The following is a 26,420-nucleotide window of genomic DNA, read 5'->3' as shown; positions in this document are numbered from 1 at the left end:
AATACAATTTGGAGTTATTGCAATGGCTTATAAGCTAAAAAGTCACAGTGGCGCTGCTAAGCGTTTCAAAAAGACTGCTTCTGGCGGTTTCAAGCGTAAACAAGCGCATCTTCGTCATATTCTGACTAAGAAAACTTCTAAGCGTAAGTTACACCTACGTCCTAAGATGATGGTTCATAAAAATGACCATGGTCTAGTTTCACGTATGTTACCGTTCGCTTAATAAGGGTTTTTAGAAATGGCAAGAGTTAAACGCGGCGTTGTCGCACGTGCACGTCACAAAAAAGTTTTAAAACAAGCAAAAGGTTACTACGGAGCACGTTCACGTGTTTACCGCGTAGCTTTCCAGGCTGTTACTAAAGCGGGTCAATACGCTTACCGTGACCGTCGTGCGAAGAAACGTACTTTCCGTCAATTATGGATTGCACGTATCAATGCTGCTTCACGTCAAAATGGTCTGTCTTACAGCCGTTTTATCAATGGTCTTAAAAAGACATCTGTAGAAATCGATCGTAAGATCCTTGCAGATATCGCTGTTTATGACCAAGTTGCATTCGCAGCGCTTGTAGAAAAAGCAAAAGAAGGCCTAGCCGCTTAAGCTTTTTCATATAAGTATTAAAAAAGGAGCCTATGGCTCCTTTTTTTGTGCCTGTAATTTAATAACTTACACTTTTTTATAGCTGAGCTAAATTGGCTTTTTCAAATTAATACCCATCTACTTATATGAGCTCTATTTACCGATAAAAAATTACGTTAGAGCAGGGCGAAATTCACTATTTAGTTGTTCTTGGCAATTGCTCCATCATTACTCACTCTCCTGGATCCATGCAGACGTATATCAGACATTTTTGACGCTGTTAGCGTCAGATGTAATCCCTTAAATTGATTAAGTATTTTTACGAGTTGGTATAAATAGTTATGTAATGAATTACTGTACATTAATAATGTTATATAGCCTTAAAAGACAGGTGTGAATGAGTGAGATGTAGTTGGCTGCATTTTTTTGTTGAATCACCGCAGTTTCCTCATTATAAAAAATTTAGTTGATATAATTTATATAATTAAGGCGTTTGTTAGAGAATTTTATGTTTGCAAGTTTACTATTTTTATCTGCAAGTGTGGCGTATGACGCACACTTACCTCCATTAATTGAGTGGCAGGGGAAAAGCGTAGAGCTTTTACAAAAACAAGGGCCGCTAACTACTGATTTTGAGCTGTCAGCAGGTGAAGCGTCGCCAGATTATGCAAATACAATGGCATTTGTTGATAGGTTAGTTGCTGCAAACCCTACTCAGTTTCAATCTCAAACCATTGGCTATAGTAATAGCAAGCGTGCAATAAAAATGTTGATTGCCAGTGAGCAAGGCTTTTTTGAAGCAAGGCAAATGGCTAATAGCACTAAGCCAACTATTTTTATCCAGGCAGGAATACATTCTGGTGAAATAGACGGTAAAGATGCCATGTTTATGTTACTCAGAGATATAGCGACGGGTAAGCGCCGTGACATTTTAAAAAAGGTAAACATATTATTTATTCCTATTTTAAATGTAGATGGACACGAACGTAGCAGTGCATTCAATCGCATCAATCAACGGGGCCCTACAAAAATGGGCTTTAGAACAAATGCTAATAACCTTAATTTAAATCGTGATTTTACTAAATTAGATACCCCAGAAGTTAGAAGTGTTCTAAAGGTTATTAACGACTACAACCCAAATTTATACATTGATGTACACGTAACCGATGGCGCAGATTACCAATACGATGTGACTTATGGCTACAATCCGGTATTTTCAAGCGAGTCGCCTGCGGTATCTGATGCACTAAACCAGTTTTTTAAACCTCTGATTGACGATACGCTAGCTAAGCAAGGGCACATGCCAGGGCCACTTGTTTTTGTTATGGACAAGCGCGACTTTAAAAAAGGATTAGCGGGATGGGTTGCTACGCCGCGCTTTTCAAATGGTTGGGGTGATTTAAAGTCATTACCGACTATTTTAGTTGAAAATCATTCATTGAAGCCTTACAAGCAACGTGTATTAGGAACTTACGTATTTTTAGATGGTGCTATTACTGCGCTATCAAAGCACAGTCATGAATTAGCTAATGCAGTAAAAAAAGAACAGGAATTTGTTCCTAAACAGTTAATAGTAAAGCGTGGCTATTCCAAGCAAGCTGATACGATTGCGCAGTTTAAAGGTATTGAGTATTCATCAAGCATGAATGCGCTCTCAGGCCAAAATGAAGTGAAGTATTTGGGTAAAGCACATACATATACCGACTTACCTATTTATTGGCAAAAAGATGTACAACATACAGTTGAAGTACCTAAAGCTTTTTTTATTCCGCCTGTATATCGCAATATTATTAAGAAACTAAAGTTACATGGTGTCTCTATTAATAAACTTGAAGGGGCAAACACACAGCCTTTAAAAGTAGCAAAGGTGGCAGACTACACGTTTGATAAAGCACCATTTGAAGGCCGTTTTAGAGTGTCAGCAAGTTTTGATTATGTCCCTGCTATAAATGTAGATTTAGATGGTTGGTATCAAGTCAATACTCAACAAAAAGCAGGTGAGCTTGCTGTGCATTTATTGCATCCTGAAGCACCAGATTCGTTTTTTGCATGGGGGGAATTTAATACTATTTTTCAGCGTACTGAGTATATGGAAAACTATGCACTAATTCCGTTTGCACGCCAAATGCTAAAAGACAATCCAAAGCTAGCGCTTAAGTTTGATGAAAAGCTTAAAGATAAATCGTTCGCAAGCGACGCTGATGCGAGACTAAACTGGTTATATGAGCAAAGTCCATTTTATGATCAAGCGTACTTAAAGTACCCAATATTGATGTCATTTGAAGAAGAAGTTGTTATTCCAGATCAAAAAAGTAAAGAAATCTAATATGCAAATTATAACCATACCCGTCACTGCATTTGCACAAAATAGTCGTATTATTTGGTGTAGTGAAACTAAACAAGCCGTAGTCATAGACCCAGGTGGCGACCCTGATAAAATAGTAGCTGCCCTTAATGAGCATAAACTAGAATTAAGTGCTATTTGGTTAACGCACGGGCATTTAGATCATGTGGGTGGGGCTGATATTTTACGTAATCAATTTAACGTACAAATTATTGGCCCACAAAAAGATGAGTACTTCTGGTTTGAAAACTTACCTATGCAAGCACAAATGTTCGGGTTTAAACCCATTGAGCCTTTTTACCCGGATATTTGGCTAAACCATAACGACACCGTTAGCGTAGGTAAACTTAGCTTTTTAGTGAAGCATTGCCCAGGGCATACACCTGGTCATATTGTGTTTTATCAACAAGACAATGAATGCGTTATTGTAGGTGATGTTATTTTTAAAGGCTCAGTAGGGCGAACTGATTTCCCTAAGGGGAATAGCGAACAACTTATAGAGTCGATTAAGACGCATATTCTAACCTTACCTGATAATACTAAAATATTGGCAGGGCATGGGAGCGACACTACGGTTGGATTTGAAAAACAAACAAATCCTTTTGTGAGTGGTAAGTTTGGTTAAGTTACTTATTTGAAGTTTGGTAAACTGCATAAAAATTAAAAATAAGCAGACTGAGTTTTAAAATGGTTGTATAATTTAACCAGTTTATTTGATAAATAAGAAATAAAATGTCTCTAAATCACGTAGATCGCCAAATATTGGCACTTTTACAACAAGATGCTAGTTTATCAACCGCAGAAATTGCTGATAAAGTAGGCTTGTCTCAATCTCCATGCTGGCGTCGAATTGCCAAGCTAGAGCAAGATGGTTATATAAAAAGCAAAGTGGCTCTTTTAGATGAGAAAAAACTTGGCTTTGATATGCTTGTATATGCACATGTGCGTTTATCAAATCACGGTAAAAAGAACCTTGCTGAATTTGAAAAACTTATAATGAGTTATGATCAAGTAACAGAGTGTTACACCATGGCTGGAACAATGGACTTTATGCTACGCATAATTTCACAAGGCATAGAAGGTTATGAGCACTTTGTACGCGATAATTTACTAAGCTTAGAATATGTACAAGAAGTACATTCTAATGTAACAATGACATGTGTAAAACGTAGTACTTCCCTCCCTTTATAAAAGCACTTCTTTTAAAAGCTAAACCTCTTTTAGTTTAGTTTAACCACATAATGACAATTGTTAACTGAGCGCTAATTTGGTAGAATTTAGCGCTTTTTTGATACCCATTACACCATTTGAGGAACTCAATGTTTAACTTACTCAGTAGGGCGCCTAGCTCTGCTAAAAACGATATTTTATCTGGATTAACTGTGGCGCTAGCCTTAGTTCCAGAAGCTGTTGCGTTTGCCTTTGTTGCAAATGTAGAACCTTTAGTTGGTCTATATGCCGCGTTTATCGTTGGTTTAATTACGGCTATATTTGGTGGCCGCCCTGGTATGATTTCAGGTGCAACCGGTGCACTAGCTGTTGTTATGGTAAGTTTAGTGCTTGATCATGGTGTTGAGTATTTATTTGCGACCGTATTGCTCATGGGCATACTGCAGATACTCGCGGGTGTATTTAAACTCGGTAAGTTTATCCGCATGGTTCCTCATCCGGTAATGCTTGGTTTTGTAAACGGCTTAGCTATTGTTATTTTTCTCGCTCAGTTAGGACAATTTAAAGTGCCTGATGGTATGGGCGGACAAGAATGGATGACGGGTAACCCGTTATATATTATGCTTGGTTTAGTGGCTTTAACGATGGCTATTATTCAGTTTTTACCTAAACTAACAACGGCTGTACCCTCTACATTAGTCGCTATTATTACAGTGACCGCTTTAGTTATTGGTTTGGATTTAGAAGCGCATACTGTAGTTGATTTCTTAAAAGGAATGACAGGCGACGAAGCTGCAACAATTGCAGGCGGTTTACCTCAGTTTCATATTCCTATGGTGCCGTTTACTTTCGAAACGCTACAAATTATTTTTCCTTATGCACTTATTTTAGCGGCTATTGGTTTAATTGAATCATTATTAACGCTTAGCTTAATTGACGAGATTACAGAAACTCGCGGTCATAGTAATAAAGAGTGTATAGGCCAAGGCGCTGCAAATATTACTTGTGGTATGTTTGGTGCTATGGGTGGTTGTGCAATGATTGGTCAATCAATGATCAACATTAACTCAGGTGGTCGTTCTCGCTTATCGGGTATAAGTGCTGCATTGATGTTGCTTGCGTTCATCATATTCGCTTCAAGCTTAATTGAGATGATCCCACTAGCTGCACTTGTTGGTGTTATGTTTATGGTTGTATTAGGTACGTTTGAATGGGCCAGCTTTAAAATGATGAAGCGTGTGCCTCTATCAGACGCTTTCGTAATAGTACTTGTATCGGGTGTGACTGTTATTACCGATTTAGCGATTGCAGTATGTGTAGGTGTTATTGTATCTGCATTAGTATTTGCTTGGCAGCATGCTAAGCACATATACACAACTAACTATATTGATGAAGAAGGCGCTAAAGTATATGAGTTACATGGCCCGCTTTTCTTTGGTTCAGTTAAAAACTTTGCAGAGTTATTTGATGTTAAAAATGACCCTAAAAATGTAATTGTTGAATTTAAGCATAGCCGCGTATCTGATCACAGTGCAATAGAAGCAATTGACACACTTGCTGATAAGTACACAAAAGCAGGTAAACAACTTCACTTACGTCACTTAAGTAAAGACTGTACGCAGTTGTTGCATAAAGCACGCGATTTGGTTGAAGTGAATGTGATTGAAGATCCAACATACAAAGTAGCATCAGACAAACTAGCTTAATTTACACAAAGCTATTTATATTTAAAAAGCGAAAGGTGAATAACCTTTCGCTTTTTTAGTGTATCTACTATTTGTTTGCGGTAAGACTATTAAAAAGCAAGGTAGGCTGTAGTGCTATGCAAACTCATAAATCTATATAATAAGACTATCTAATTTTATTAAAATTAGCCCTACATAGGTAAAAATAATAAAGAATAACAAGCGCCTATTTTATGGAATTAGTCTTTAACTATACGGAGTAAACATCTATTTTGAACTGGCAATCTTTAGTCGATAACAGACAGCGCTTTTTTTGGCTTTTGCAAATTGCAGGCTGGATTGGTTATGCGTTAGTAAATTATATTGGCTCTAAAGTATTTGAAATGCGTGATATATACGTATTTGTTATTTTATTAAATGCTTACGCTGGTTGCTTAATGACAGTACCGCTTAGGTATATTTACCGTAAAATTTGGAATGCCTCGCCTTGGGTATTAATGATTGTGGTATTTGGTGCCTCTTATGTAACAGGTACTTTATGGGCTGTCGTTCAAAAATTTAATTTGTGGGAAATATACCGCCATGGTTATAGACCAGAGGAGTGGTTTTATTACCTGCAGCAAGGTTTAGATTCGGTTTATATTATTTTATGTTGGAGTGGTCTGTACTTTGGCGTTAAATATTATCAGTTATTACAAAGTGAGCGACAAAAAGCACTAAAAGCCACAACTATGGCACACGAAGCGCAATTAAAAATGCTTAGGTATCAGCTTAATCCCCATTTTTTATTCAATACACTTAACGCTATTTCTACTTTAATTTTGGTTAAAGAAAACAAAGATGCTAACTTAATGGTAGCAAGGCTAAGTGACTTTCTACGTTATACATTAAATACCGATCCAATAAAGAAAGTACCGCTAGAGCAAGAGTTACATGCGCTCATGCTTTACTTAGAAATAGAACGTGTACGTTTTGATGAGCGATTAAAGGTAAATGTAGATATAAGCGAGCAAGCTAAAGAGGCTTTAGTACCGAGCTTAATTTTGCAACCTATTATAGAAAACGCGATTAAATATGCTATTGCCCATCTAACAGAAGGTGGAGTAATTGATATAAAAGCACAGGTATTTGCGAATGAGTTATTACTAGAAGTGGGCGACAACGGCCCAGGTACTGACATACTCGATGGCCAATTAGTTAACGCTCAAGGCGTAGGTGTCGCTAATACCAAAGATAGATTAAAAACGTTGTATGAAAATAATTATTCGTTTGTATTATCACATAATACGCCAAGTGGATTAAAAGTTAATCTGCGAGTACCTTTTGAGAAGGCTGTGAAAAATGACTAAAATAAAAACACTCATTGTTGATGATGAACCGTTAGCACGAAAAGGTTTAGCGGTAAGGCTCGAAGAATACTCTGATATTGAAGTAATTAAATTGTGTAGTTCAGGCGCTGATGCAATTGAAATGTGTCAAAGCGAGAAAATTGATTTGGTTTTTTTAGATATTCAAATGCCAGGTATGAATGGCTTTGAAGTAGCAAGAGCCCTTAGCGAAAGCTCAAAAGCATTACCAGCGATCGTATTTGTAACGGCCTTTGACCAGTTTGCTGTAAAAGCGTTTGAAATTCATGCTCTCGATTACATTTTAAAACCCGTTGATGATAACAGACTAAAACAGGCGGTAGAAAAAGTGCATACCTACTTAAAAACGCAGCAAGACAACGCCCATAAGAAAAAGCTAGCGAGTTTTGTAGCCGGTATTACTGGTAACAATTGCGAAGAAATACTTAAAAAATTAGCCACTGGCGATATGCTAACAGACAGACGTTACCCAGAATCGCTTGCTGTAAAAGAGCAGGGTGAAATTATACGGGTACCTGTAGCGACTATCCAATGGGTTGATGCAGCAGGTGACTATATGTGTTTACACTGTGAAGACGGACAAACGCATATTCTACGTAAAACAATGAAAGAGCTTGAGCAAGAGCTCGACCCTCAGTTATTTGTGCGTGTGCACCGCAGCGCAATAGTAAATACAAAACAAATTAGTAAACTGGTTACACAAGTAAGTGGTGAGTATTTATTAGTACTTGAAAATGGCCAAGAATTAAAAGTGAGCCGTAGCTACCGAGATAAGGTTAAAGCGGCATTAGCAAGTTAAAGCCAACGCTTTTATTACAGACACAAAAAATGCGAGCTAAGCTCGCATTTTTTATATTCGGCGTTTAATTACGCAACAGTTACAATTTTCATTGTGTTAGTTGCGCCCACAGTTTCCATTGAGTCACCGTGAGTAATGATTACTGTATCGCCAGACTGTAAAGACCCTTGAGAAACTAAAGTATCAAGCGCGGCTTTTACCATACCGTCTTTTTCAGTTTTTGTAGAATCAAAAAATACTGGGTAAACACCACGATAAAGTGCTGTTTGACCTAATGTACTGGCATGACGTGAAAGCGAGTAGATTGGTAAGCCTGAGCTGATACGCGACATTAATTTAGCCGTACTACCAGATTCAGTAAGTGTGATAATTGCTTTAACAGAATCTAAGTGATTAGCTGCATACATAGCAGAAAGCGCAATTGATTCAGCATTGTTAGAAAAGCGACTATCTAAACGGTGTTTAGAAACGTGCGTTTCTTTTTGCGATTCAGCGCCTAAACAAACGCGTGCCATAGTCGCAACTGTTTCTTCAGGATAATCACCTGCAGCTGTTTCAGCTGAAAGCATTACAGCATCTGTTCCATCAAGAACAGCATTTGCAACATCCATAACTTCTGCACGTGTAGGCATAGGGTTATCGATCATCGATTCCATCATTTGCGTTGCTGTAACTACAGTACGGTTTAATGAACGAGCACGACGAATAATTAGTTTTTGCTTGCCCATAAGAGCAGCATCACCAATTTCAACACCTAAATCACCACGAGCAACCATTACTGCGTCAGACGCTAAAATGATGTCATCAACAGCTTCTTGGGTTTCAACGGCTTCAGCACGTTCAATTTTAGCAAGTAACTGTGCTTTTGAACCAGCAGCTTCAGCAAGTGAGCGTACGTAGCGCATATCGTCGCCACTACGTGGGAATGATACGGCAATGTAATCTACGTCAATTTCAGCGGCAGTTATTAAATCTTCTTTGTCTTTTTCAGTAAATGCTGGAGCAGTTAAGCCACCACCTAAACGGTTAATACCTTTATTGTTAGATAAAACACCGCCAACAGTGACTGTACAATGCACTAAATGCCCAGCTACTTCATCAACACTTAATTGAATAAGGCCGTCATTTAGAAGTAGTAAATCGTTAGGGCTTACATCGTTAGGTAATTCTTTATAATCAATACCTACAGAGTTTATGTCGCCTTCGCCTTTTTCCATTTTTGCATCAAGGGTAAATTTTGCACCCACAGCAAGCGTTACTTTACCTTCTTTAAAAGTAGAAACGCGGATTTTAGGGCCTTGAAGGTCAGCAAGGATAGCAATATGCTTGCCTAATCTTTTTGCAATATCGCGTACAGCTTGTGCACGGTCTTTATGATCTTGGGCAACACCATGTGAGAAGTTTAAACGTACTACATTAGCCCCAGCGATAATAATTTTTTCTAAGTTGTTATCTCTATCGGTAGCAGGTCCAAGGGTAGCGACTATTTTTGTGCGTCTTAGCATCAATTTCTCCTGTTTGCTTGGTGAAAGCATGTTGACGTTATTTTGTTGACTTAAAATATCTATATTAGAATAAAATATTTTAGTTATGTGCAAACTTCAAAGGTTTGCCACTATTTTATACAAAACTATTGTGTCATCATTATGACACCGGTGTCAGAATGCGTCAATGATCTTAATTTCAATTAGCTTTGCTTTTAGTCACCCCGAGACCATTGATGTTTGATATAATTACGTAGCTTATTTATCTGTAATAAAAAAGCATGTTGTATTGACTCATAATTAGTATTTTATGACTGCATGAGTATAATGCACGCGGTATTATTTAATTTATACACTGAATTTTCTAACCAAATAGTTGTTACCGAGGAGGACACTAGATGCAAGTTGCATTAGTAGGGTTAGGCGTTATGGGAAAAAATCTTGCCCTAAACTTGATTGAAAAAGGGATAACGCTAGTCGCTTATGACAAAAACCCACATGCGGGTGAAGAGTTACTAAGTTGTGCTAAATCTCAAGGCATGGCTGATAGGCTTCACATTGTCTCTGATTTAAGAGACATGGTAAGGCGTTTAGAGGCACCTCGTTCTATTTTATTACTTGTTCCTGCTGGTGAGTTAGTTGATACAGTTTGTAATGAACTTGTAGAGGCCGGCGTTAACTGTGACGATATGATTGTCGATTGCGGTAATAGTAATTATAAAGACGGTATAACGCGTAAACTTAAATACCAAAATAAATTTGAATTTGCCACTATGGGAATTTCTGGCGGTGCAGAAGGCGCTCGCCATGGTCCTGCAATGATGGCAAGTGGTTCTGAGGGTGGTTGGGAACGTATTGAGCCATGGTTTGAAAAAGTAGCTGCTAGCTATAATGGCGACTCGTGTTTTGCACGTGTTGGTCAATCAGCAAGTGGTCATTTTGTAAAAATGGTTCACAACGGTATTGAATACGCACTTATGCAACTTATTGCAGAAGTGTACCAATTACTTCGTTTAGGCACTAATCGTTCTCCAAAAGAAGTGGCTGAGATATTTAATGACTGGTCAGAAGGTCAATTAAATAGCTATTTACTGTCTATTTCTAGCCACATATTGTCACTTGAAAATCATAATAATGTACCGCTTGCGGACTTAATTGATAATAAAGTTGGCGCTAAAGGTACTGGTCTTTGGACTGCGCAAAATGCACTAGAACTTGGTATCGCAGTTCCTTCACTTGTTGCTGCTGTACAAGCTCGTCATTTAACTAATGCATGTAATACAACGGCTGCACAAGAGATGACGTATGCATCTAAATCAACTAACAATGTTGAAATTGATTTAGAAGAGCTAAAAGAAGCGTTCTTACTTGCAAGCTTACTAGCGTATCGCCAAGGTTTAGCGTTAATTAAAGGTGCATCACGTACTCATCAGTGGAAAGTTGATTTATCTAAAACGCTTCAAACGTGGCGTTCTGGTTGTATTATTCGTGCTGACTACCTTGATAGCGTTGCACAAGGTGTTGAATTTATTGATACCCTTGAGAAAGAGTCTAACTCTTTGCGCAAAATTACCGGACAAGCAATAATGACTGGTTTAGCATTCCCTGTATTGGGTGCTACACAAACGTATTTAGCAACATTAACCACACCGAGTAATGGGCATTTAGTTCAAGCCCAGCGTGATTACTTTGGTGAGCACGGCGTTAAAACCCATAGCGGTGAAACATGCCATTTAACTGACTTAGTAGATATCGACGCTAAAGTTAGGTAATAAACAGTTGTTTAAAACGATAAAGGCACGCTATTTAGCGTGCCTTTTGTATTTTAGGCGCGGTGAGATTTAACGGCTTAATTCACCACGTAAATTGTCTTGCATTAAATGACGAATCGTCTCTACTTCTAGCTTTTGGCTAAATAAATAATGTAATTTAGTTAAACACGCTTCAAGGGTCATATCGTATCCACTAATAACACCAATATTTAACAGTGCATTACCCGTTGCATAGCCGCCCATATTTACATGGCCTTTTAAGCACTGGGTTAAATTAACAATAACGACGCCACGTTTACTTGCTTCTTCAAGTATTGATAAAAAGTTAGGATCTTGCGGTGCATTACCTACACCAAAACTAAGCAACACCAAGGCTTTAATATTGCCATTAACTAAGCTTTTAACCACTTCTTGACTAATACCAGGGTATAAATAAAGCACACCAATGGGTTGAGGTGTAATAGGAGTAACTTGCAGCTCATTTTCAACATAAGGACTAAGTTGGCCTTTAATAAGTTGAATACTAATACCCGATAACGCTAAGGGATCAAGATTAGGCGACGCAAATGCATTAAATCCATCGGCGTGGGCTTTAGTTGCTCTGTTACCTCTAAACAGTTGGTTATTAAAAAATAGACTTACTTCTGCAATTGGATAATTTGCCGCTAAATACATTGCATTCAGAAGGTTTACTTGACCATCTGAGCGTAATTGAGAAAGCGGAATTTGTGAGCCAGTTACAATCACAGGTTTAGTTAGGTTTTCGAACATAAACGATAGTGCTGAGGCTGTATACGCCATTGTATCGGTGCCATGAAGCACAATAAAACCATCATAATCTTGGTATTTATCTTTAATGTCATCAGCAATAAGTTGCCAATGCTCAGGAGACATATCTGAAGAATCTATAAGAGGGCAGTATTCGTGAATATCAAACAAAGGCATTTCATCACGGTTAAACTCTGCGTTGTTCACTACGGTTTCTGTTAAAAAACCTTCAGCAGGAATATAACCTCGACTCGATTTTTTCATACCTATAGTACCGCCAGTATAAGCGATATAAATGCGTTTACGTTTCATAAAAAAAGCCCAGTAAAAAAACTGGGCTTAGTATAACGTTAAGTAACTTTAAATACAGCTGATTAGGTAAAGCTATGCACTTTTATTGTGCAACATTACACACTAAACAACGTGCATATACACCTTGTGGATCGTTGTAATCTTTAAGGTTTTCAACTTCAGTACTTAATTGGTTAATAACGCTTTGCAAGTTAGCTTGCGTTGCTAACACAGATGTTTTTTGTGTTTGTAAACCAAGCATCGATTTAATAGACGCGTTACCAAAAATATTTTGAATCATTTTTTCTTGCGAGCTTAAATCTTGTTTAATGGTTTTAACTTCATAGTGATTAAGTTTTGCAAGTGCTGCAGCTGCTTTTATAGCATCTTGTTTATCACCAAGTTTGTCTACTAAACCTAGTTCAAGTGCTTGAGATGCAATCCATACGCGGCCTTGGGCAATTTTATCAACTTGCTCAGGCGTCATATTACGGGCATCAGCGACAACGTTTAAAAAGCGACCGTATGCTTCTTCAACGCTCATCTGAATTACTTGACCCATTTTTTCGTTTAGGGGACGAGTGATAGAAAAACCAGCCATTTCGGTTGTTGCAACGCCATCTGAATAAACACCAATTTTAGATAAGGTTTTTTCAAATGTCATAAACGTACCAAACACACCAATCGACCCTGTAATAGTACTCGGTGCTGCCCAGATTTCGTTTGCAGCAGAGGCAATCCAATAACCACCTGATGCAGCTACAGAGCTCATAGAGGCAATAACAGGCTTACCAGCAGCTTTAAGCGCTAATACTTCTGCACGAATAACTTCAGAGGCAAACATACTACCGCCACCTGAATCAATGCGCAGTACAACCGCTTTAACTTTGTCATCAAGGCGTGCTTTACGAAGTAGGGCTGCTGTAGAGTCGCCACCAATTTCGCCAGCTTTACGCTCACCATCCACAATTGTACCTTTAGCAACTACAACGGCGACTTTTTCGGTAATAGGGTTATCAAATTCAATCGGTGGTTTAACCAAGCTTAAGTATTCACGAAATGAAACTTGCTTAAATGTTTTGCCATCTTCTTGTGCGCCAACTAAATCAATTAATTGTTTGCGAACTTGTTGATTTGTTTTTAAAGAATCAACCCACTGGTGGTCAAGTGCATATTTACCTGCATCGCCATCTGCAGCTTTCATTTTTTCAAGATATACGTCCATTGTCTCGTCGAAATTTGACTCATCAAATGGGCGAACCGCAGCAACATCTTGTTTGTATTCACTCCAAAGAGCGCCCAACCAAACACGGTTAGCTTCTTTGGCTGCTTCAGACATGTCGTTCCGAATGAAAGGTTCTACTGCTGACTTAAATGTACCAACACGGAAAATATGCTGCGTTACTTCAAGCTTTTCAAGTGCATCTTTAAAGTAAAGCGGATACATGCCGTAACCTTCAATACCTACGCTACCGTATGGGTGCATAGCTATTTCATCAGCATGTGATGCAATATAGTATTGTGCTTGGGTATAGTAATAACCCGATGCAATCACTTTTTTGCCAGCTTGTTTAAATGCATCAATAGCATTGGTAATTTGCTTAAGTTTGTTTAAATGTGCTTTAGGCATTTCTTGTAAATCAAGCAGCATCACCGTAATGCGATCGTCTTTAGTCGCTTCGTTTATTACTTCAACAATATCGTCGAGTAATATTTCGCTTGGCGCTTCAGAACCAGAAGTTGCATCACTAATTGCAGCTTCGACCGGATCTATGTATGTTTTTTCTTCAACAATAGGGCCATTTAGGTTAAGCCTAAGCACAGAGCCATTTTCAACTATTATTTTATCGTCGTCACTTGAGAGTGACACTAAGAAAACAATTACCAGTAATAAAAACAGAATGTTGAGTATTAAACGACGAGAAAAGTTAATTCCAGCCCAAATACCTTTAAATACCTTTGCTATCAAAATAGCTCCTTAATTTGGTACAGTTAATACATTAGTTCCATCTTAGCCTAGAATAAAAATAAATTTAACTGCTAAATCGTAACGAAGTGTTTATGAGGTGCTATTAATACATGTTTTTATGGCTTTTTTTAATTAAATGAAGGCACATATTGCTTATTACTTGCCATTAAAGCAGAATTAGCTAATGTATACAGGTTAGACCAGTTGACGGGGCACAAGATGTTAGAACAACAATTACAACTAAAACACACACAATTACGTAACCGCTTAGTGATGGGCTCAATGCATACAGGCCTTGAAGAGGGATGGCATAACCGCAAACGCTTACGTGCATTTTACGAAGCACGTGCAAAAGGCGGCACTGCAATGTTAATTACGGGCGGATACAGCCCAAATTTACGTGGCAAATTAACACCTATTTCATCTTCATTTAATAGTTATTACGATGTATTTAAGCACCGCGCTTACACAGATGCTGTGCATAAACACGGCGGAAAAATTTGTTTGCAATTATTACATGCTGGACGTTATGCGTACCATCCATTCAATCAGGCACCAAGTGCAATAAAAGCACCTATTAATCCTTATAAACCTAAAGCTATGACGCTTGGCTCGATTAAAAAAACAATTAAAGACTTTGCGCACTCTGCCTATATGGCTGAAAAAGCCGGCTACGATGGCGTTGAAGTTATGGGTTCTGAAGGGTATTTGATTAATGAGTTTATGGCGCCACACACCAATAAACGTGAAGATGAATTTGGTGGCAGCCTAGAAAATAGAATGCGACTTGCGCTTGAAATAGTTAAAGCTGTAAGAGCAAAAGTATCTGAGCAATTCTTAATTATTTTTAGATTGTCGGTCATTGATTTAATCCCAAACGGTTCAACACCAGAGGAAGTTGTCATACAAGCTACCGAGCTTGAAAAAGCGGGTGTTGATATATTTAACACAGGTATTGGTTGGCACGAAGCGCGTGTACCAACTATTGCGAGTATGGTGCCGCCAGGTGCATTTAAAGAAGCATCAAAACGTTTAAAAGACGTGGTGAGCGTGCCAGTGATTGCTGTTAACCGAATTAATACTCCAGAAATTGCTAACGATATTTTAAATGCAGGCGAGGCTGATTTAATTTCGATGGCAAGGCCGCTACTTGCCGATCCAGAGTTTTTTAATAAATACGCAAATAATCAATCTAAGCAAATTAATATTTGTATAGGGTGTAACCAAGGTTGTCTAGATCACGTATTTAAAAATAAACGTGCTACGTGTTTAGTTAATCCACAAGCTGCATTTGAGCTAGATTACCCGTTAGAGCAAGCAACCAAAGCTAAAAACGTATTAGTAGTCGGTGCAGGCCCCGCTGGTTTATCGGCAAGTTGTTACTTGGCTCAAAAAGGGCATAACGTCACGTTAATTGATCAAAAACCGCAAATGGGTGGCCAATTTAATTTAGCTATGCAAATACCAGGTAAAGAAGACTTTAACCATACTCTTACTTACTTCACTAATGAGCTTGAGCGATTAAAAGTAACTGTAGAGCTTGGTAAAGCTTATGACGATTCAATGCTTAAAAACTATGATGACATCGTATTTGCAACTGGCGTTAGGCCGCGTGAAGCCTCTATTAAGTGTAGCGATGATAAGCGTGTATTTGCTTATGACGAAGTTATACGCGGCGAAGTAGAGCTGGGTAAATCAATTGCTATTTTAGGTGCCGGTGGTATAGGTTTTGATATGGTTGCGTTTTTAAGCGAACATAAATCGCAAACTATTAGCGAGTTTAAAACGCAATGGGGGATTGAGTGTGAAGCCCAACCTCATAAAGACGAACGTCAATTGTATATGTTAAAACGCAGTACGGGTCGTTTTGGTAGCGAGCTTGGTAAAACAACGGGTTGGATACATCGCCAAGTTGCTAAGCAGCATGGCGTTAAGCAAATTGCTGATTGCCAATACCAAAGCTTTGATAAAAGCGGACTAACTATTAATGTTGCTGGTGAAACTCTAGTACTGCCAGTAGACACTGTTATTGCCTGTATTGGCCAGGTTTCTAATAACGAAGTGCTAGAAAATTACACAGATAACGCAAAGGTACATGTTATAGGCGGAGCTAAACTAGCTGCAGCTATTGATGCTAAACGCGCTATTTTTGAAGCACTTCAGGTCGCTAGAAGTATTTAACCTTTGTAAATAAATTGAAATAGTTTATCAATTCATGCGGTCTTTGCTGTTTATAGTCTATAACTTAATAAACAGTGAACACACAGGATACGCATGAATAAACTAACCAATCTTTATGATGCAATATTGGGTAAACTATCATTTTTAGATGGTTTACCTGCATTGCTATTTCGCTTGATTTTAGCCCCTGTTATGATCATTGCAGGTTATAACAAACTTGCTATAAGCGGTGAGACAGAAGGTTTCTTTGATAACTTTTTAGCATCTCCAGATGTAGTTCAATGGTTTGGTAATAATGAATGGGGTTTAGGATTACCGTTTCCTGACTTACTAGCTTTTTTAGCTGGCTGGAGTGAATTTTTAGGAGGTTGGTTTTTATTACTTGGCCTTTTAACTCGCTTGGTCAGTATCCCACTTATGTTCACAATGGTTGTCGCTGCAACCTCAGTGCATTGGCATAATGGTTGGTTTGCAATAGCACCAACTAATCCAGAAACAAGTGCTGCGCAAGTGCTCGATTGGTTATCAATTCCGGGCGCTAAAGAAAGCCTTGAAAACTCACTAGAAGTACAAGACCGAATAGGTAAAATTCGTGGCTTAGTTGAAGAACACGGGTTTCCTGATTATCTATACGAAAAGGGCAAGCCGTCTATTTTAAACAACGGTATAGAATTTTCGGCAATTTATTTTGCTATGCTTCTTAGCTTGTTTTTTATGGGCGGTGGGCGTTTTGTTAGTATAGATTACTGGTTAAGGCGAAATATTGTAAAAGAATAACGTATTTAATCTACTTTACTAACGGCCGCATAGCTTAACCCTTTGCGGCCGTTTTGCATTTTAATTTCTCGGTATTTATTTTTTAAGGGTTTAAATGTTACTCTAGCGTTTTGAATTTTGAGGAATCGTTATGAACGCTATCGAGCTTTTACTTACCCGCCAATCAGACTCTAAACTAACAGAGCCGGGCCCTACGCCTGAGCAGCTCGACATAATTAAGCAAGCAGCATTACGTGTTCCTGATCATGGCTGTATAGCACCGTGGCAGTTCATTGTTGCTCAAGGTGATGCACGCAATAAACTGGGTGAAATTTACCATCAAAGTGCAGTGGCAGAGCAACAAGAAGAAAAAGTAATTAACCGTGCTAAAGAGCTTCCCCTTCGTGCGCCTATGATTGTAATAGCAATTGCTAAATATCAAGAACACCCAAAAGTTCCTCGAATAGAACAAGTACAAAGCGCAGGCTGTAGTGTATTAGCGATGCAACAAGCTGCATTTGCCCAAGGGTTAGGCGGTGTTTGGCGCACAGGCTACTTTGCACAAAGTAGCGCGGTTAAAAAAGCGCTTAACTTACATGAGCAAGATGAAATAGTAGGGTATTTATATATAGGTACACCCGAAGTCGATTGTAAAAAGTCGCCTCGCCATAAGCCAGAAAACTATTTTAGTAATTTGTGAAATAGTATGAACTTTGCGCAACTTACATAGTCATAATTCATTAAGGTTACAAAGAGTATTATTTAAAAGTTAATGACTTGGCTGTAAGAAGCGCTTGGAAGCACTAAATTTACTAAATCTTCTTCAGTTTGTTTTTTAATCGGTTGTTTTTTGATACATTATGGAAAGTCTTAATAAAAATAACGATAAAGAAGACGAAAACTATGGGAAATTTATTTTTACGTGAAAAAGAGAATTGGCTAGCATGGTCAATTTGGGGAATCATTGGTGCTTTTGTAACACTGTATGTTGCAATGAGCACAAATGCATCACACTTTATAGCCGGTTCAGCGATGGGTATGCTTGTGTTGTTAACATGGTGGATGCACCAGTCCAAACGTTTCGACTTTGGGCGTGCATTTAAAGTATGTTGCTACGTTTTATCGCTTAGTGTGCTACCTGCTTTTATGTTTGTTGTAGTACCAAGTGATGATTTAAATCGATTCGATTTAATTTTTCAAGGCGTTACCTTTACCGCACTGAGTATATTGGCTTGTTTAATCTGCTCTTGGATTGCACGTAGACCTAAACAATATTATTAATGTGTTTAACTTTAGTCCATTAACTACACTTTTATTAAAGTGAAGAGCTTAACAAAAGAACAAAGTGGGTCTATTTTATCCAATATGTTAATATTTTATATTAATTTCTATTTAGCTCTTTACAAGTTATGTATTTAGCCATATTATTCGCGCCGTGCGGAGAGATGGCAGAGTGGTCGAATGCACCGGTCTTGAAAACCGGCATGGGTTTATAGCCCATCTAGGGTTCAAATCCCTATCTCTCCACCATTATTTAAAAAAAACCGCCTTATGGGCGGTTTTTTGCTTTGTGGAGTTTCTAAATGACTAAAGCAACAAACCTACCAACCTCGCAGAAATTAATAAAACATCTTTTATTATGGACGGTATTTGGTTACTGCTATCAAAGTGCTATTAGCTTATTAGTAAAAATGGCTATAGACGCTCAACCAGAGTATCCATTAATTACCGGTTTAATTTATGGTGTTGGTTTTAATGTTTTAGCTGCCCATCTTATTACCAAATACGATAAGCATTGGCCAGTTATTGGCTCTGTTTTTATTGGTTGTATAGGGCTGCTTGTAGTGCCATTTTTACTGTTTGGCGAATCAGGATTACTAACAATGCCTCTACTTGTTGGAATTTTATTCAGTTTGCCGCTTTGTAGTTATATTGTTGGCCTAATTAAGCTAAAACTCAGCAAAAACTAGCCCCAAACGCGGTTTATTTTGTGATAGCATAGTCGCGTCTTTTAACTAACAAAACGTGAAAAACACATTATGTCAGATAATTTTACTACAGATGCTGAAAAAGCAAGTTACGGTATTGGCTTACAAATGGGTGAGCAACTTAAGTCTAATCCTTTTGAAGGCTTAAACCTAAATTCAGTATTTGAAGGCATGAAAGATGCGTACGCTGGTAGCGCATTTCAAGTTGAGATCCCTGAGATCCAAGCTGCATTTGAAAAAATAAACGAAGAGATTCAAGCTCGTCGTGAAGAAGAGTCACAAGTACTTTCTGCAGAAGGTATTTCATTCTTAGAAGAAAACGCAAAACGTCCTGAAATCACAGTAACTGAGTCTGGTCTTCAATACGAAGTACTAGCAACTGGCGAAGGCGAAAAGCCAACAGCTGAGTCTACAGTACGTGTTGATTACCACGGTACACTTATTAACGGTACTGTGTTTGATAGCTCATACGAGCGCGGTCAACCAGCTGAATTTCCAGTTGGTGGCGTGATCAAAGGCTGGACTGAAGCATTACAAATGATGCCTGTAGGTACTAAATGGCGTATCTACGTTCCTCATGAGCTTGCTTATGGTGAACGTGGCGCAGGTGCTGCAATCGCACCTTTCTCAACGCTTGTATTTGATGTTGAGCTACACGAAATCATTTCTTAAATTAAATACATTTTAATTTAAAAGTGTAAAAAGCCGTATTCAATTTGAATACGGCTTTTTTGTGTTTGTAATTTAAGAGTTTTATACCAATTAGCTTAATTAAGTGATCTATTTTTCGCTAAGAAAATTGTGTCGATAACAAGGCAAAAATTTCGTTGTTTAGTTGTTACCACTAATTGCTTTTGCATTGCTCTACCTCCTGCATCCATGCAGTCGTATATCAGAAATTCTTAACGCAGTTAGCGTCAGGTTTAATCCTTCAAATCGATTAAGTATTACTGCGTGTTGATATTATATATTCTAAAAATAAAAAACCGCCTTAATAAAATGCGGTTTTTAAATATATAAACTAAAGAGCTTGTCAGCTATTAAAAGTAGCCACGGATACCAAAGCGGAAGTTTCTGCCAGGTAGTGGGGCTTTATCTTTAATAAATGAGCTATGCACAAAGCCTAACTCATCAGTAATGTTATCCACGTTTATATAAAGCTGTGCATCTACACTGCCTAAACCTAATTGGTAATTAGCTTGTGCATCAAATAACGTATAGCCGTCCGTTTTTGTTTCAAATGCAGTTACATCGTTTTGATCAAAGTAATGAGTACCTGTAAGCGTTAGTTGTAAGTCACCTAAATCGTACTGTAACTCAGAGCCTAATTTATTGGCAGGGATACGCGGTAAGTTGCCTTCGTCGTCTTTTAGTTTTGCACGAGTTGAGTCACCAAATACTTTAACCATAGCGCTTGGGGTTACTTGGTAATGTGCGTCAAACTCAATTCCATAAAGCTCTGCGTCTTTACTTGTAAACTGATAAACCGCAACAGCATCGTCATGTGCACCAATAGCTGATTCTAAACCATCTTCTTCATCGTAAACTAAACCTGTATTTTCTTGGAAATAAAAGTTCTTAATATCGTTATAGAAAAAGTTAACGGTGTAACCAAAATCACCGCTAAAACGTCTAAAGCTTAAATCTAGGTTTGTTGAGGTTTCTTGCTTGATATTCTCTGGCTCAAAATGTGCTTCATTACCCTCAATGTTATAACCAAGGCCAAGCTCATACGTACCTGTTGCAATGTGTAAACCATTTGATAAAAGCTCTGCAGAAAGCGGAGCTCTTTCTGAGTGAGAAATACTTGTCGCAATACTATGACCCGGCTTGTACTGCCAAATGGCACCGGCAGAGGCGCTTAAATTGGTAAAGCTTTTATTGTATCCAATAGCTTCTTCGTCGCTATGATCTATTTCTACTTCATCGTGGCTATGTTCGTGTGCCGTGATTTGGCTTTCAATTTTGTAATCTTCTACACGTGCACCAAGCTCTATTGTCACGTCGCCAAATTCACGCTCTTCTAGTAAATATAATGCGTTAGTTGTAGTTACACTCGCGGGTGTAAATGCTTCTTCACCAATTGCATCGTAGTCAGAATCGCTGTAGTGATAGCCCATCATTCCGTGCCAATCAGCAAACTTATGCTCTACATTTAAACGTGCTTCAGTCGTTTTATTTTTAAAAGTAGTACCAATTTCGCCATCTTCAATTTCGCTGTGTGAATAATCTGTATAGCCAACACGTAGGTTGATGGTTTCAATCCAGTTATTATGAAGAGCGTAACTTACAAGCCCTTGCCAGCGGTCTTGCTCTAAATGTGCGTAAACTGGCTCTTCAGCAGCTTCATCTTCATGTTCTGCATGCTCTTCTTCAGTTTCACCTTCGTGATCGTGATGATGCTCATGCCCAGGAATACCGTAATCAGTATCAATGCTACCGTAAGAAAAACCAATCGTTAAGTGATCGCCAACATAGCTGGTACCAAAGTTGAGTGTTTCGCTATCAATAAAAGTATTTTCTACCGAGCTTTCGGTTTCAACATCGCCATCATCGTCGGCAATAGTAAAGGTCGGTGTTTGGTAATCATCGCCGCTGCGCTTAGTACCATCAAAATGAAAGTTAAAGCCTTCATTACCTGTTTCAAGTTTTGCAGCTACGGTGTTTGAATTTGACACCGTATCGTGGCTGTATTCAGCAGCGCCTGTAAGCTCGTCGATATTGCTAGTAGGAATACGGTTATCAACCACGTTTACAACGCCACCAATTGCACCAGAGCCATAAAGTAGGGTACTTGGACCGCGCAACACTTCAATTTGCTCTGCCGCTAGGCTGTCGCTTGATGTCGCGTGGTCTGGGCCAATTCGCGACGCATCGCTGGCATCTAATCCATTTTGTGTGATTTTAACGCGAGGGCCATCTAAACCACGAATAATTGGGCTTGATGATACAGGGCCAAAGTAACTTGCATTTACGCCTGGTAAACCTTTAAGAGTTTCGCCAAGTGTTGGTTTAGATTTATTTCTTAATTCATCACCAGATAGCACACTTACAGGAGAAATCATTTCTAGGCTGTTCTTATGAAGTGCAGAGGCATAAACAACCACTGTTTCAACCGATGTTGGTTTAAGTGACACAGACAGATTATTTGAAGATTCGGTAACAGTAATACGAGAGTCTATGTAGTTGTCTTTACTAATATGTAATTGGCTGTTTGCATCTATATCGATAGCAAACTCGCCTAAATCATTACTTTTAACGCTTTGGTTTTTGCCATGGACATGGATAGAGGCATTTTTAATTGGTTGATTTTTATCATCCATTACTTTACCGGTAACGGTTGCAGCCAAAGCTGATTGAGAACATAAAACAGAAAAAATAGCAGAGGAGATTAATGTTAACTTTGTCATGGATATATTGGTTCGTGGTTATTATGTTGTGATATAATATAACACCACAAAATTAACGAATCAACAATGTTATAGTATAACCTTGTGTTTTGCGTTCAAACCACTAAAAGTGCCGATAAACTGTTTGCTTTACAATAGAAGTTAATCTGGCATTAACTCTACTTTACTGTAACAAATCTACTCGTAGTACCCTCAAAGAATATCTGCTAATGATTATGGAGAGTAGTGTTTAAAGTATTGAATTTTATGTTTTTTACCTATAATTTATATTTTTTAATAGCTCCCTCTATTATAAAACACTTCTAAAATCCATTGCATTGTTAACAGTTAATTGTTTTATATCGTCGTTTGTGTAATTATCTTGTGTAGTTTTAACGCTTTTTAGCTATCAATTATTGCTCAAAAGTACACATTTAAACACGCACAATAGTAGGCCAACATGTTTCTCAATCCTTATAGTGTAAAATTAGCATCCTCGTTTTTTTGTTTATCGGTACTTGCAGGGTGTCACAATGCGAAAGCTTCAGATCAAAATTCAACTAAAGGAGCCACTCCATTAAAAAAAGAGCATATAATTTTTGATTTTGAACAGGATAATTACAGCCAATATATAAATACAATTAATGGCTTTAGTACATTAATAAAGGAAGGTGGAAACCATAAACTAGCGGTTACATTAAAATCTAAATCTAATGTAGAAAGTGACTTTGAATTTATAAACCCAAAAGGATGGGATTGGCAAGCAACAGGAAACTTTGCCCTTGCACTTGATATACAAAACCCTGATGAGGCTTCTACTCACCTATACATAAAGACAATAGACAAGTCGGGACAATTTCAAACTCGAAGTGTTGTTGTGCCAGCAAAGTCTCAAAATACGTATTACATAGAATTAAAAGGCGCAAATTTAAATGTTAATTCAGGTATTCGCTCAAACCCACCAAGTTGGAAAAGCAGTTATACGCCAATAATCTATAGAGGCGGACAAAAAAATATCGACGTTAGCAGCATTGTAAAAATATCATTTGGAGTAAAAGGGCTACTTGACGATAAACGAATTTTAATAGACAACTTACGCCTTATAAAGCCAACTAATTTTGATACTCACTATCTTAAAGGGTTAGTTGATAAATTTGGGCAAAATGCAAAATTAGACTTTACCAATAAAGTATCTTCAACAGAGCAGCTACAAGTTATTTCTCAAAAAGAGCAAATTAACTTACAAAACTCACCAATGAAAGGACGTTCTAAATATAGTGGCTGGAAAAACGGCCCACAATTAAAGGCAACGGGATATTTTAGAACCGAAAAATACAAAGGGAAATGGAGTTTAGTCGACCCAGAAGGTTATCTGTTTTTTTCAACCGGCATTGATAACGTTCGTATGGCAAATACTTCAACTATTACCGGTTACGATTTTGACCAAAGCTATATTAAGCAGCGCGAAGCTAATGATTTAACACCAGAGGATTCATTAGGATTAAATCCAGCTCCAAAAACTGCGTGGTCAACACGTTATAAAAGCTCAACACTAAGATCTGATATGTTTAATTGGCTACCCGAGCAAAATAACCCTTTAGCAGATAATTACGGCTACAGACGCGAAGTTCACAGTGGTGCAATTAAAAAAGGTGAAACGTTTAGCTTTTATCGCGCTAATTTAGAGCGAAAATATCAAACCCATAACAACAACGACTTAATGAAACAGTGGCAAAATACCACTGTAAAACGCATGCTTTCATGGGGCTTTACTTCTTTTGGCAATTGGATAGAAGAAGACTATTACCATACTAACCAATTACCTTACTTTGCTAATGCGTGGATCATTGGTAATTTCAAAACGGTAAGCAGTGGTAACGACTACTGGAGCCCATTACCTGACCCATTTGATCCATTATTCGTTGAGCGCGCAGATGTAACGCTTGCAAAAGTAGCCCAGCAAGTTAAAAACAGTCCTTGGTGTGTTGGTGTATTTATTGATAACGAAAAAAGCTGGGGCATGATGAATTCTGACGCCTCACGTTATGGTATTGCTATTAATACACTTAAAAATAACGCCCAAAATAGCCCGACTAAAGCACAATTTGTTACCTTAATGAAAAATAAGTACAGCCAAATTAGCAAACTTAATAAAGCATGGAATACACGTATTGCCTCATGGGATGAGTTTGCTGCAGGCGTCGCACTCACGCAGTTTAACGAGCAAACTAATATCGATTTATCAGCGATGTTATTTCATTATGCTAATCAGTATTTTGCAGTGGTTGACGCGGCTATAGCTAAACACCTTCCAAATCAGCTGAATATGGGAGCACGTTTTGCTGACTGGGGTATGACGCCTGAAATAAGAGCCGCCGCTGCCGCGCATGTAGATGTGATGAGCTACAACTATTACCGAGAGGGATTAAATGAAGATTTTTGGGCATTTTTATCTGATATAGACATGCCAAGCATAATAGGTGAATTTCATAATGGTGCGCTTGATTCTGGGCTATTAAACCCAGGCCTTATACACACTCAATCTCAGCAAGAGCGTGGTACTAAATACAAAAAATATATGAATAGCGTTATAGATAACCCATATTTTGTTGGTGCGCATTGGTTTCAATACATAGACTCTCCACTAACTGGGCGAGCATACGATGGTGAAAACTACAATGTAGGCTTTGTAAATGTAACGGACATTCCTTACAAACCGCTTGTAGATGCAGCTAAAAGCGTGAATAAATCGTTGTATGAACGCAGGTATAATAATGCAAAAAATTAAATATATACTAAGCGCTGTGTGTGTTTTCTGTTTGGGTGTATCTGCTAAGCAAAGTAACACACTTTTATTCGAGCAAGGCCCCTACAAAATATTTAATGAGCAAGCGCTTGAAGTGCTTAACTTAAATAGCCATGTTAAAACCCTCGCTTCGGGTTATGACTGGCTAGAGGGGCCGGTTTGGGTTAATCAAGGAGGATATTTATTATATTCTGATATACCTAATCATCAGGTTTATAAATATACACCAGGTAAAGGTGCAAGTTTGTACTTAGCGCATAGTGGCTATTCAAATGGTTTAATTGTAAATAAACAAAATGAGCTTGTGCTTTTGCAATCGCGCTCACGTGTTATATCAAAAATGAAGACGCCATTAAGCACGCCTAAACCACAATACCTACAAATTGTAAGTCATTATAATGGACAAAAGTTTAACAGCCCAAACGATGGCGTTTTTAACGACCAAGGCATGCTTTATTTTAGTGATCCACCCTATGGTTTACCTAATCAATTAGATGATGAAGGCAAAGAGCTTAAGTTTCAGGGGGTATATTCACTTAAAAATACAGGGGAGCTTACCTTGCTAGATCGTGATCTTATTTATCCTAATGGGGTCGCATTATCAGCTGATAATAAAACGTTATATGTGGCGGCATCTAATGCTAATAAACCTGCGTGGTATCAGTATGATTTAAATGACAGCGGTGCAGTGATAAGTAAATCTTTATTTTATGAATTACCACCAGCAATTAAGCATGACCAAGGCTTACCAGATGGTTTAAAGGTACATAAAAGTGGGATTATATTTGCTACAGGTCCCAATGGGTTATGGTTATTTAATAAAAATGCTGAGCTACTAGCTCAAATTGAAATGCCAAATATTAGTGCTAATCTAACGTTTAACCAATCACAAAACCGCGTTTATATAACAGCGCATACACAGCTATTGGCACTTGATTTAAAATAGTCTTGTTATTCTATTGTTAAATTAAAGCCCCTATAAGCACGCTTGATAGGGGCTATTTACTCTTTGTTGCCTACATGAATGAAGGTAAGGGGCGTGAGCAGGACGCGGAAGCTTTGCTCGGTTTTTAC

At 38.2% G+C, this 26,420-nt stretch carries 21 protein-coding genes and 1 tRNA gene; 18 read left to right on the top strand and 4 right to left on the bottom strand.

Annotation, left to right across the window (positions count from 1 at the left end):
• Positions 1-22: 22 nt before the first annotated feature.
• The 8 genes from rpmI (at position 23) to I6F48_RS07630 (ending at position 7,942) form a co-directional block, all read left to right on the top strand.
• Complete coding sequence (rpmI, locus tag I6F48_RS07665; protein WP_002960713.1) at positions 23-223, top strand: 50S ribosomal protein L35; 201 nt, start codon at positions 23-25, stop codon at positions 221-223.
• 15 nt (positions 224-238) lie between these two features.
• Entirely contained in the window at positions 239-598 is a 360-nt protein-coding gene (rplT, locus tag I6F48_RS07660) for a 50S ribosomal protein L20 (protein WP_002960711.1), read from the top strand.
• 487 nt (positions 599-1,085) lie between these two features.
• Positions 1,086-2,903, top strand: a complete 1,818-nt coding sequence (locus tag I6F48_RS07655) for a M14 family metallopeptidase (protein WP_165727445.1) — start codon at positions 1,086-1,088, stop codon at positions 2,901-2,903.
• A gap of 1 nt (position 2,904) precedes the next feature.
• A complete protein-coding gene (locus I6F48_RS07650) occupies positions 2,905-3,546 on the top strand; it encodes an MBL fold metallo-hydrolase (protein ID WP_024592375.1) in 642 nt (213 codons plus the stop codon).
• A 107-nt stretch (positions 3,547-3,653) separates the two neighbouring features.
• Positions 3,654-4,112, top strand: a complete 459-nt coding sequence (locus tag I6F48_RS07645; RefSeq protein WP_007375323.1) for an Lrp/AsnC family transcriptional regulator — start codon at positions 3,654-3,656, stop codon at positions 4,110-4,112.
• A gap of 128 nt (positions 4,113-4,240) precedes the next feature.
• On the top strand, positions 4,241-5,797 hold the full coding sequence (locus I6F48_RS07640; protein ID WP_010554472.1) for a SulP family inorganic anion transporter: 1,557 nt from the start codon (positions 4,241-4,243) through the stop codon (positions 5,795-5,797).
• A 251-nt stretch (positions 5,798-6,048) separates the two neighbouring features.
• Complete coding sequence (locus I6F48_RS07635; protein ID WP_007582687.1) at positions 6,049-7,125, top strand: sensor histidine kinase; 1,077 nt, start codon at positions 6,049-6,051, stop codon at positions 7,123-7,125.
• On the top strand, positions 7,118-7,942 hold the full coding sequence (locus tag I6F48_RS07630; protein WP_007582688.1) for a LytR/AlgR family response regulator transcription factor: 825 nt from the start codon (positions 7,118-7,120) through the stop codon (positions 7,940-7,942). Before I6F48_RS07635 ends, I6F48_RS07630 begins: the two co-directional genes overlap by 8 nt.
• A gap of 68 nt (positions 7,943-8,010) precedes the next feature.
• Here I6F48_RS07630 and pyk read toward each other — a convergent pair whose 3' ends face one another.
• Positions 8,011-9,447, bottom strand: coding sequence for a pyruvate kinase (gene pyk / locus I6F48_RS07625; protein WP_007582689.1), 1,437 nt, complete (start codon positions 9,445-9,447; stop codon positions 8,011-8,013).
• A gap of 377 nt (positions 9,448-9,824) precedes the next feature.
• Between pyk and gndA the strand changes: the two genes are divergently transcribed.
• Entirely contained in the window at positions 9,825-11,198 is a 1,374-nt protein-coding gene (gndA, locus tag I6F48_RS07620; RefSeq protein WP_165740831.1) for an NADP-dependent phosphogluconate dehydrogenase, read from the top strand.
• A 69-nt stretch (positions 11,199-11,267) separates the two neighbouring features.
• Here gndA and ansA read toward each other — a convergent pair whose 3' ends face one another.
• Positions 11,268-12,278: an asparaginase gene (gene ansA, locus I6F48_RS07615; protein ID WP_197119181.1), complete on the bottom strand. Its 1,011-nt coding sequence runs from the start codon at positions 12,276-12,278 to the stop codon at positions 11,268-11,270.
• An 82-nt stretch (positions 12,279-12,360) separates the two neighbouring features.
• Complete coding sequence (sppA, locus tag I6F48_RS07610) at positions 12,361-14,226, bottom strand: signal peptide peptidase SppA (protein WP_024590136.1); 1,866 nt, start codon at positions 14,224-14,226, stop codon at positions 12,361-12,363.
• A 219-nt stretch (positions 14,227-14,445) separates the two neighbouring features.
• On the opposite strand from sppA, the gene I6F48_RS07605 reads away from it, so the two are divergent.
• The 7 genes from I6F48_RS07605 to I6F48_RS07575 all read left to right on the top strand — a co-directional run bounded on the left by I6F48_RS07605 (position 14,446) and on the right by I6F48_RS07575 (position 19,823).
• Complete coding sequence (locus tag I6F48_RS07605; protein WP_197119180.1) at positions 14,446-16,407, top strand: oxidoreductase; 1,962 nt, start codon at positions 14,446-14,448, stop codon at positions 16,405-16,407.
• A gap of 93 nt (positions 16,408-16,500) precedes the next feature.
• Complete coding sequence (locus I6F48_RS07600) at positions 16,501-17,184, top strand: HvfX family Cu-binding RiPP maturation protein (RefSeq protein ID WP_007582701.1); 684 nt, start codon at positions 16,501-16,503, stop codon at positions 17,182-17,184.
• Positions 17,185-17,314: 130 nt separating this feature from the next.
• Positions 17,315-17,863: an NAD(P)H nitroreductase gene (locus I6F48_RS07595; RefSeq protein ID WP_007582703.1), complete on the top strand. Its 549-nt coding sequence runs from the start codon at positions 17,315-17,317 to the stop codon at positions 17,861-17,863.
• 203 nt (positions 17,864-18,066) lie between these two features.
• Positions 18,067-18,444, top strand: a complete 378-nt coding sequence (locus I6F48_RS07590) for a hypothetical protein (protein WP_007582705.1) — start codon at positions 18,067-18,069, stop codon at positions 18,442-18,444.
• Between the two features lie 158 nt (positions 18,445-18,602).
• Positions 18,603-18,693 (top strand) — tRNA-Ser (locus I6F48_RS07585).
• Positions 18,694-18,746: 53 nt separating this feature from the next.
• Complete coding sequence (locus I6F48_RS07580) at positions 18,747-19,133, top strand: hypothetical protein (RefSeq protein ID WP_024590139.1); 387 nt, start codon at positions 18,747-18,749, stop codon at positions 19,131-19,133.
• Between the two features lie 69 nt (positions 19,134-19,202).
• Positions 19,203-19,823, top strand: a complete 621-nt coding sequence (locus I6F48_RS07575; RefSeq protein WP_165727452.1) for an FKBP-type peptidyl-prolyl cis-trans isomerase — start codon at positions 19,203-19,205, stop codon at positions 19,821-19,823.
• Positions 19,824-20,191: 368 nt separating this feature from the next.
• Here the strand turns inward: I6F48_RS07575 and I6F48_RS07570 are convergent, their stop codons facing one another.
• Complete coding sequence (locus I6F48_RS07570; protein WP_165727453.1) at positions 20,192-22,561, bottom strand: TonB-dependent receptor; 2,370 nt, start codon at positions 22,559-22,561, stop codon at positions 20,192-20,194.
• A 439-nt stretch (positions 22,562-23,000) separates the two neighbouring features.
• Between I6F48_RS07570 and I6F48_RS07565 the strand changes: the two genes are divergently transcribed.
• Together I6F48_RS07565 and I6F48_RS07560 are read left to right on the top strand one after the other, a co-directional pair.
• Entirely contained in the window at positions 23,001-25,328 is a 2,328-nt protein-coding gene (locus tag I6F48_RS07565) for a beta-galactosidase (RefSeq protein WP_197119179.1), read from the top strand.
• Complete coding sequence (locus I6F48_RS07560) at positions 25,315-26,292, top strand: SMP-30/gluconolactonase/LRE family protein (protein WP_165741465.1); 978 nt, start codon at positions 25,315-25,317, stop codon at positions 26,290-26,292. The genes I6F48_RS07565 and I6F48_RS07560 overlap by 14 nt, the downstream gene beginning before the upstream one ends.
• The last annotated feature ends 128 nt before the right edge of the window (positions 26,293-26,420 follow it).

It is taken from the genome of Pseudoalteromonas sp. SWYJ118, assembly GCF_015864505.1.
In the GTDB taxonomy this organism is placed as follows: Bacteria; Pseudomonadota; Gammaproteobacteria; order Enterobacterales; family Alteromonadaceae; genus Pseudoalteromonas; species Pseudoalteromonas arctica.
The sequence above is the reverse complement of the archived record's forward strand: the minus strand, read 5'-3'. Positions and strand labels throughout refer to the sequence as shown.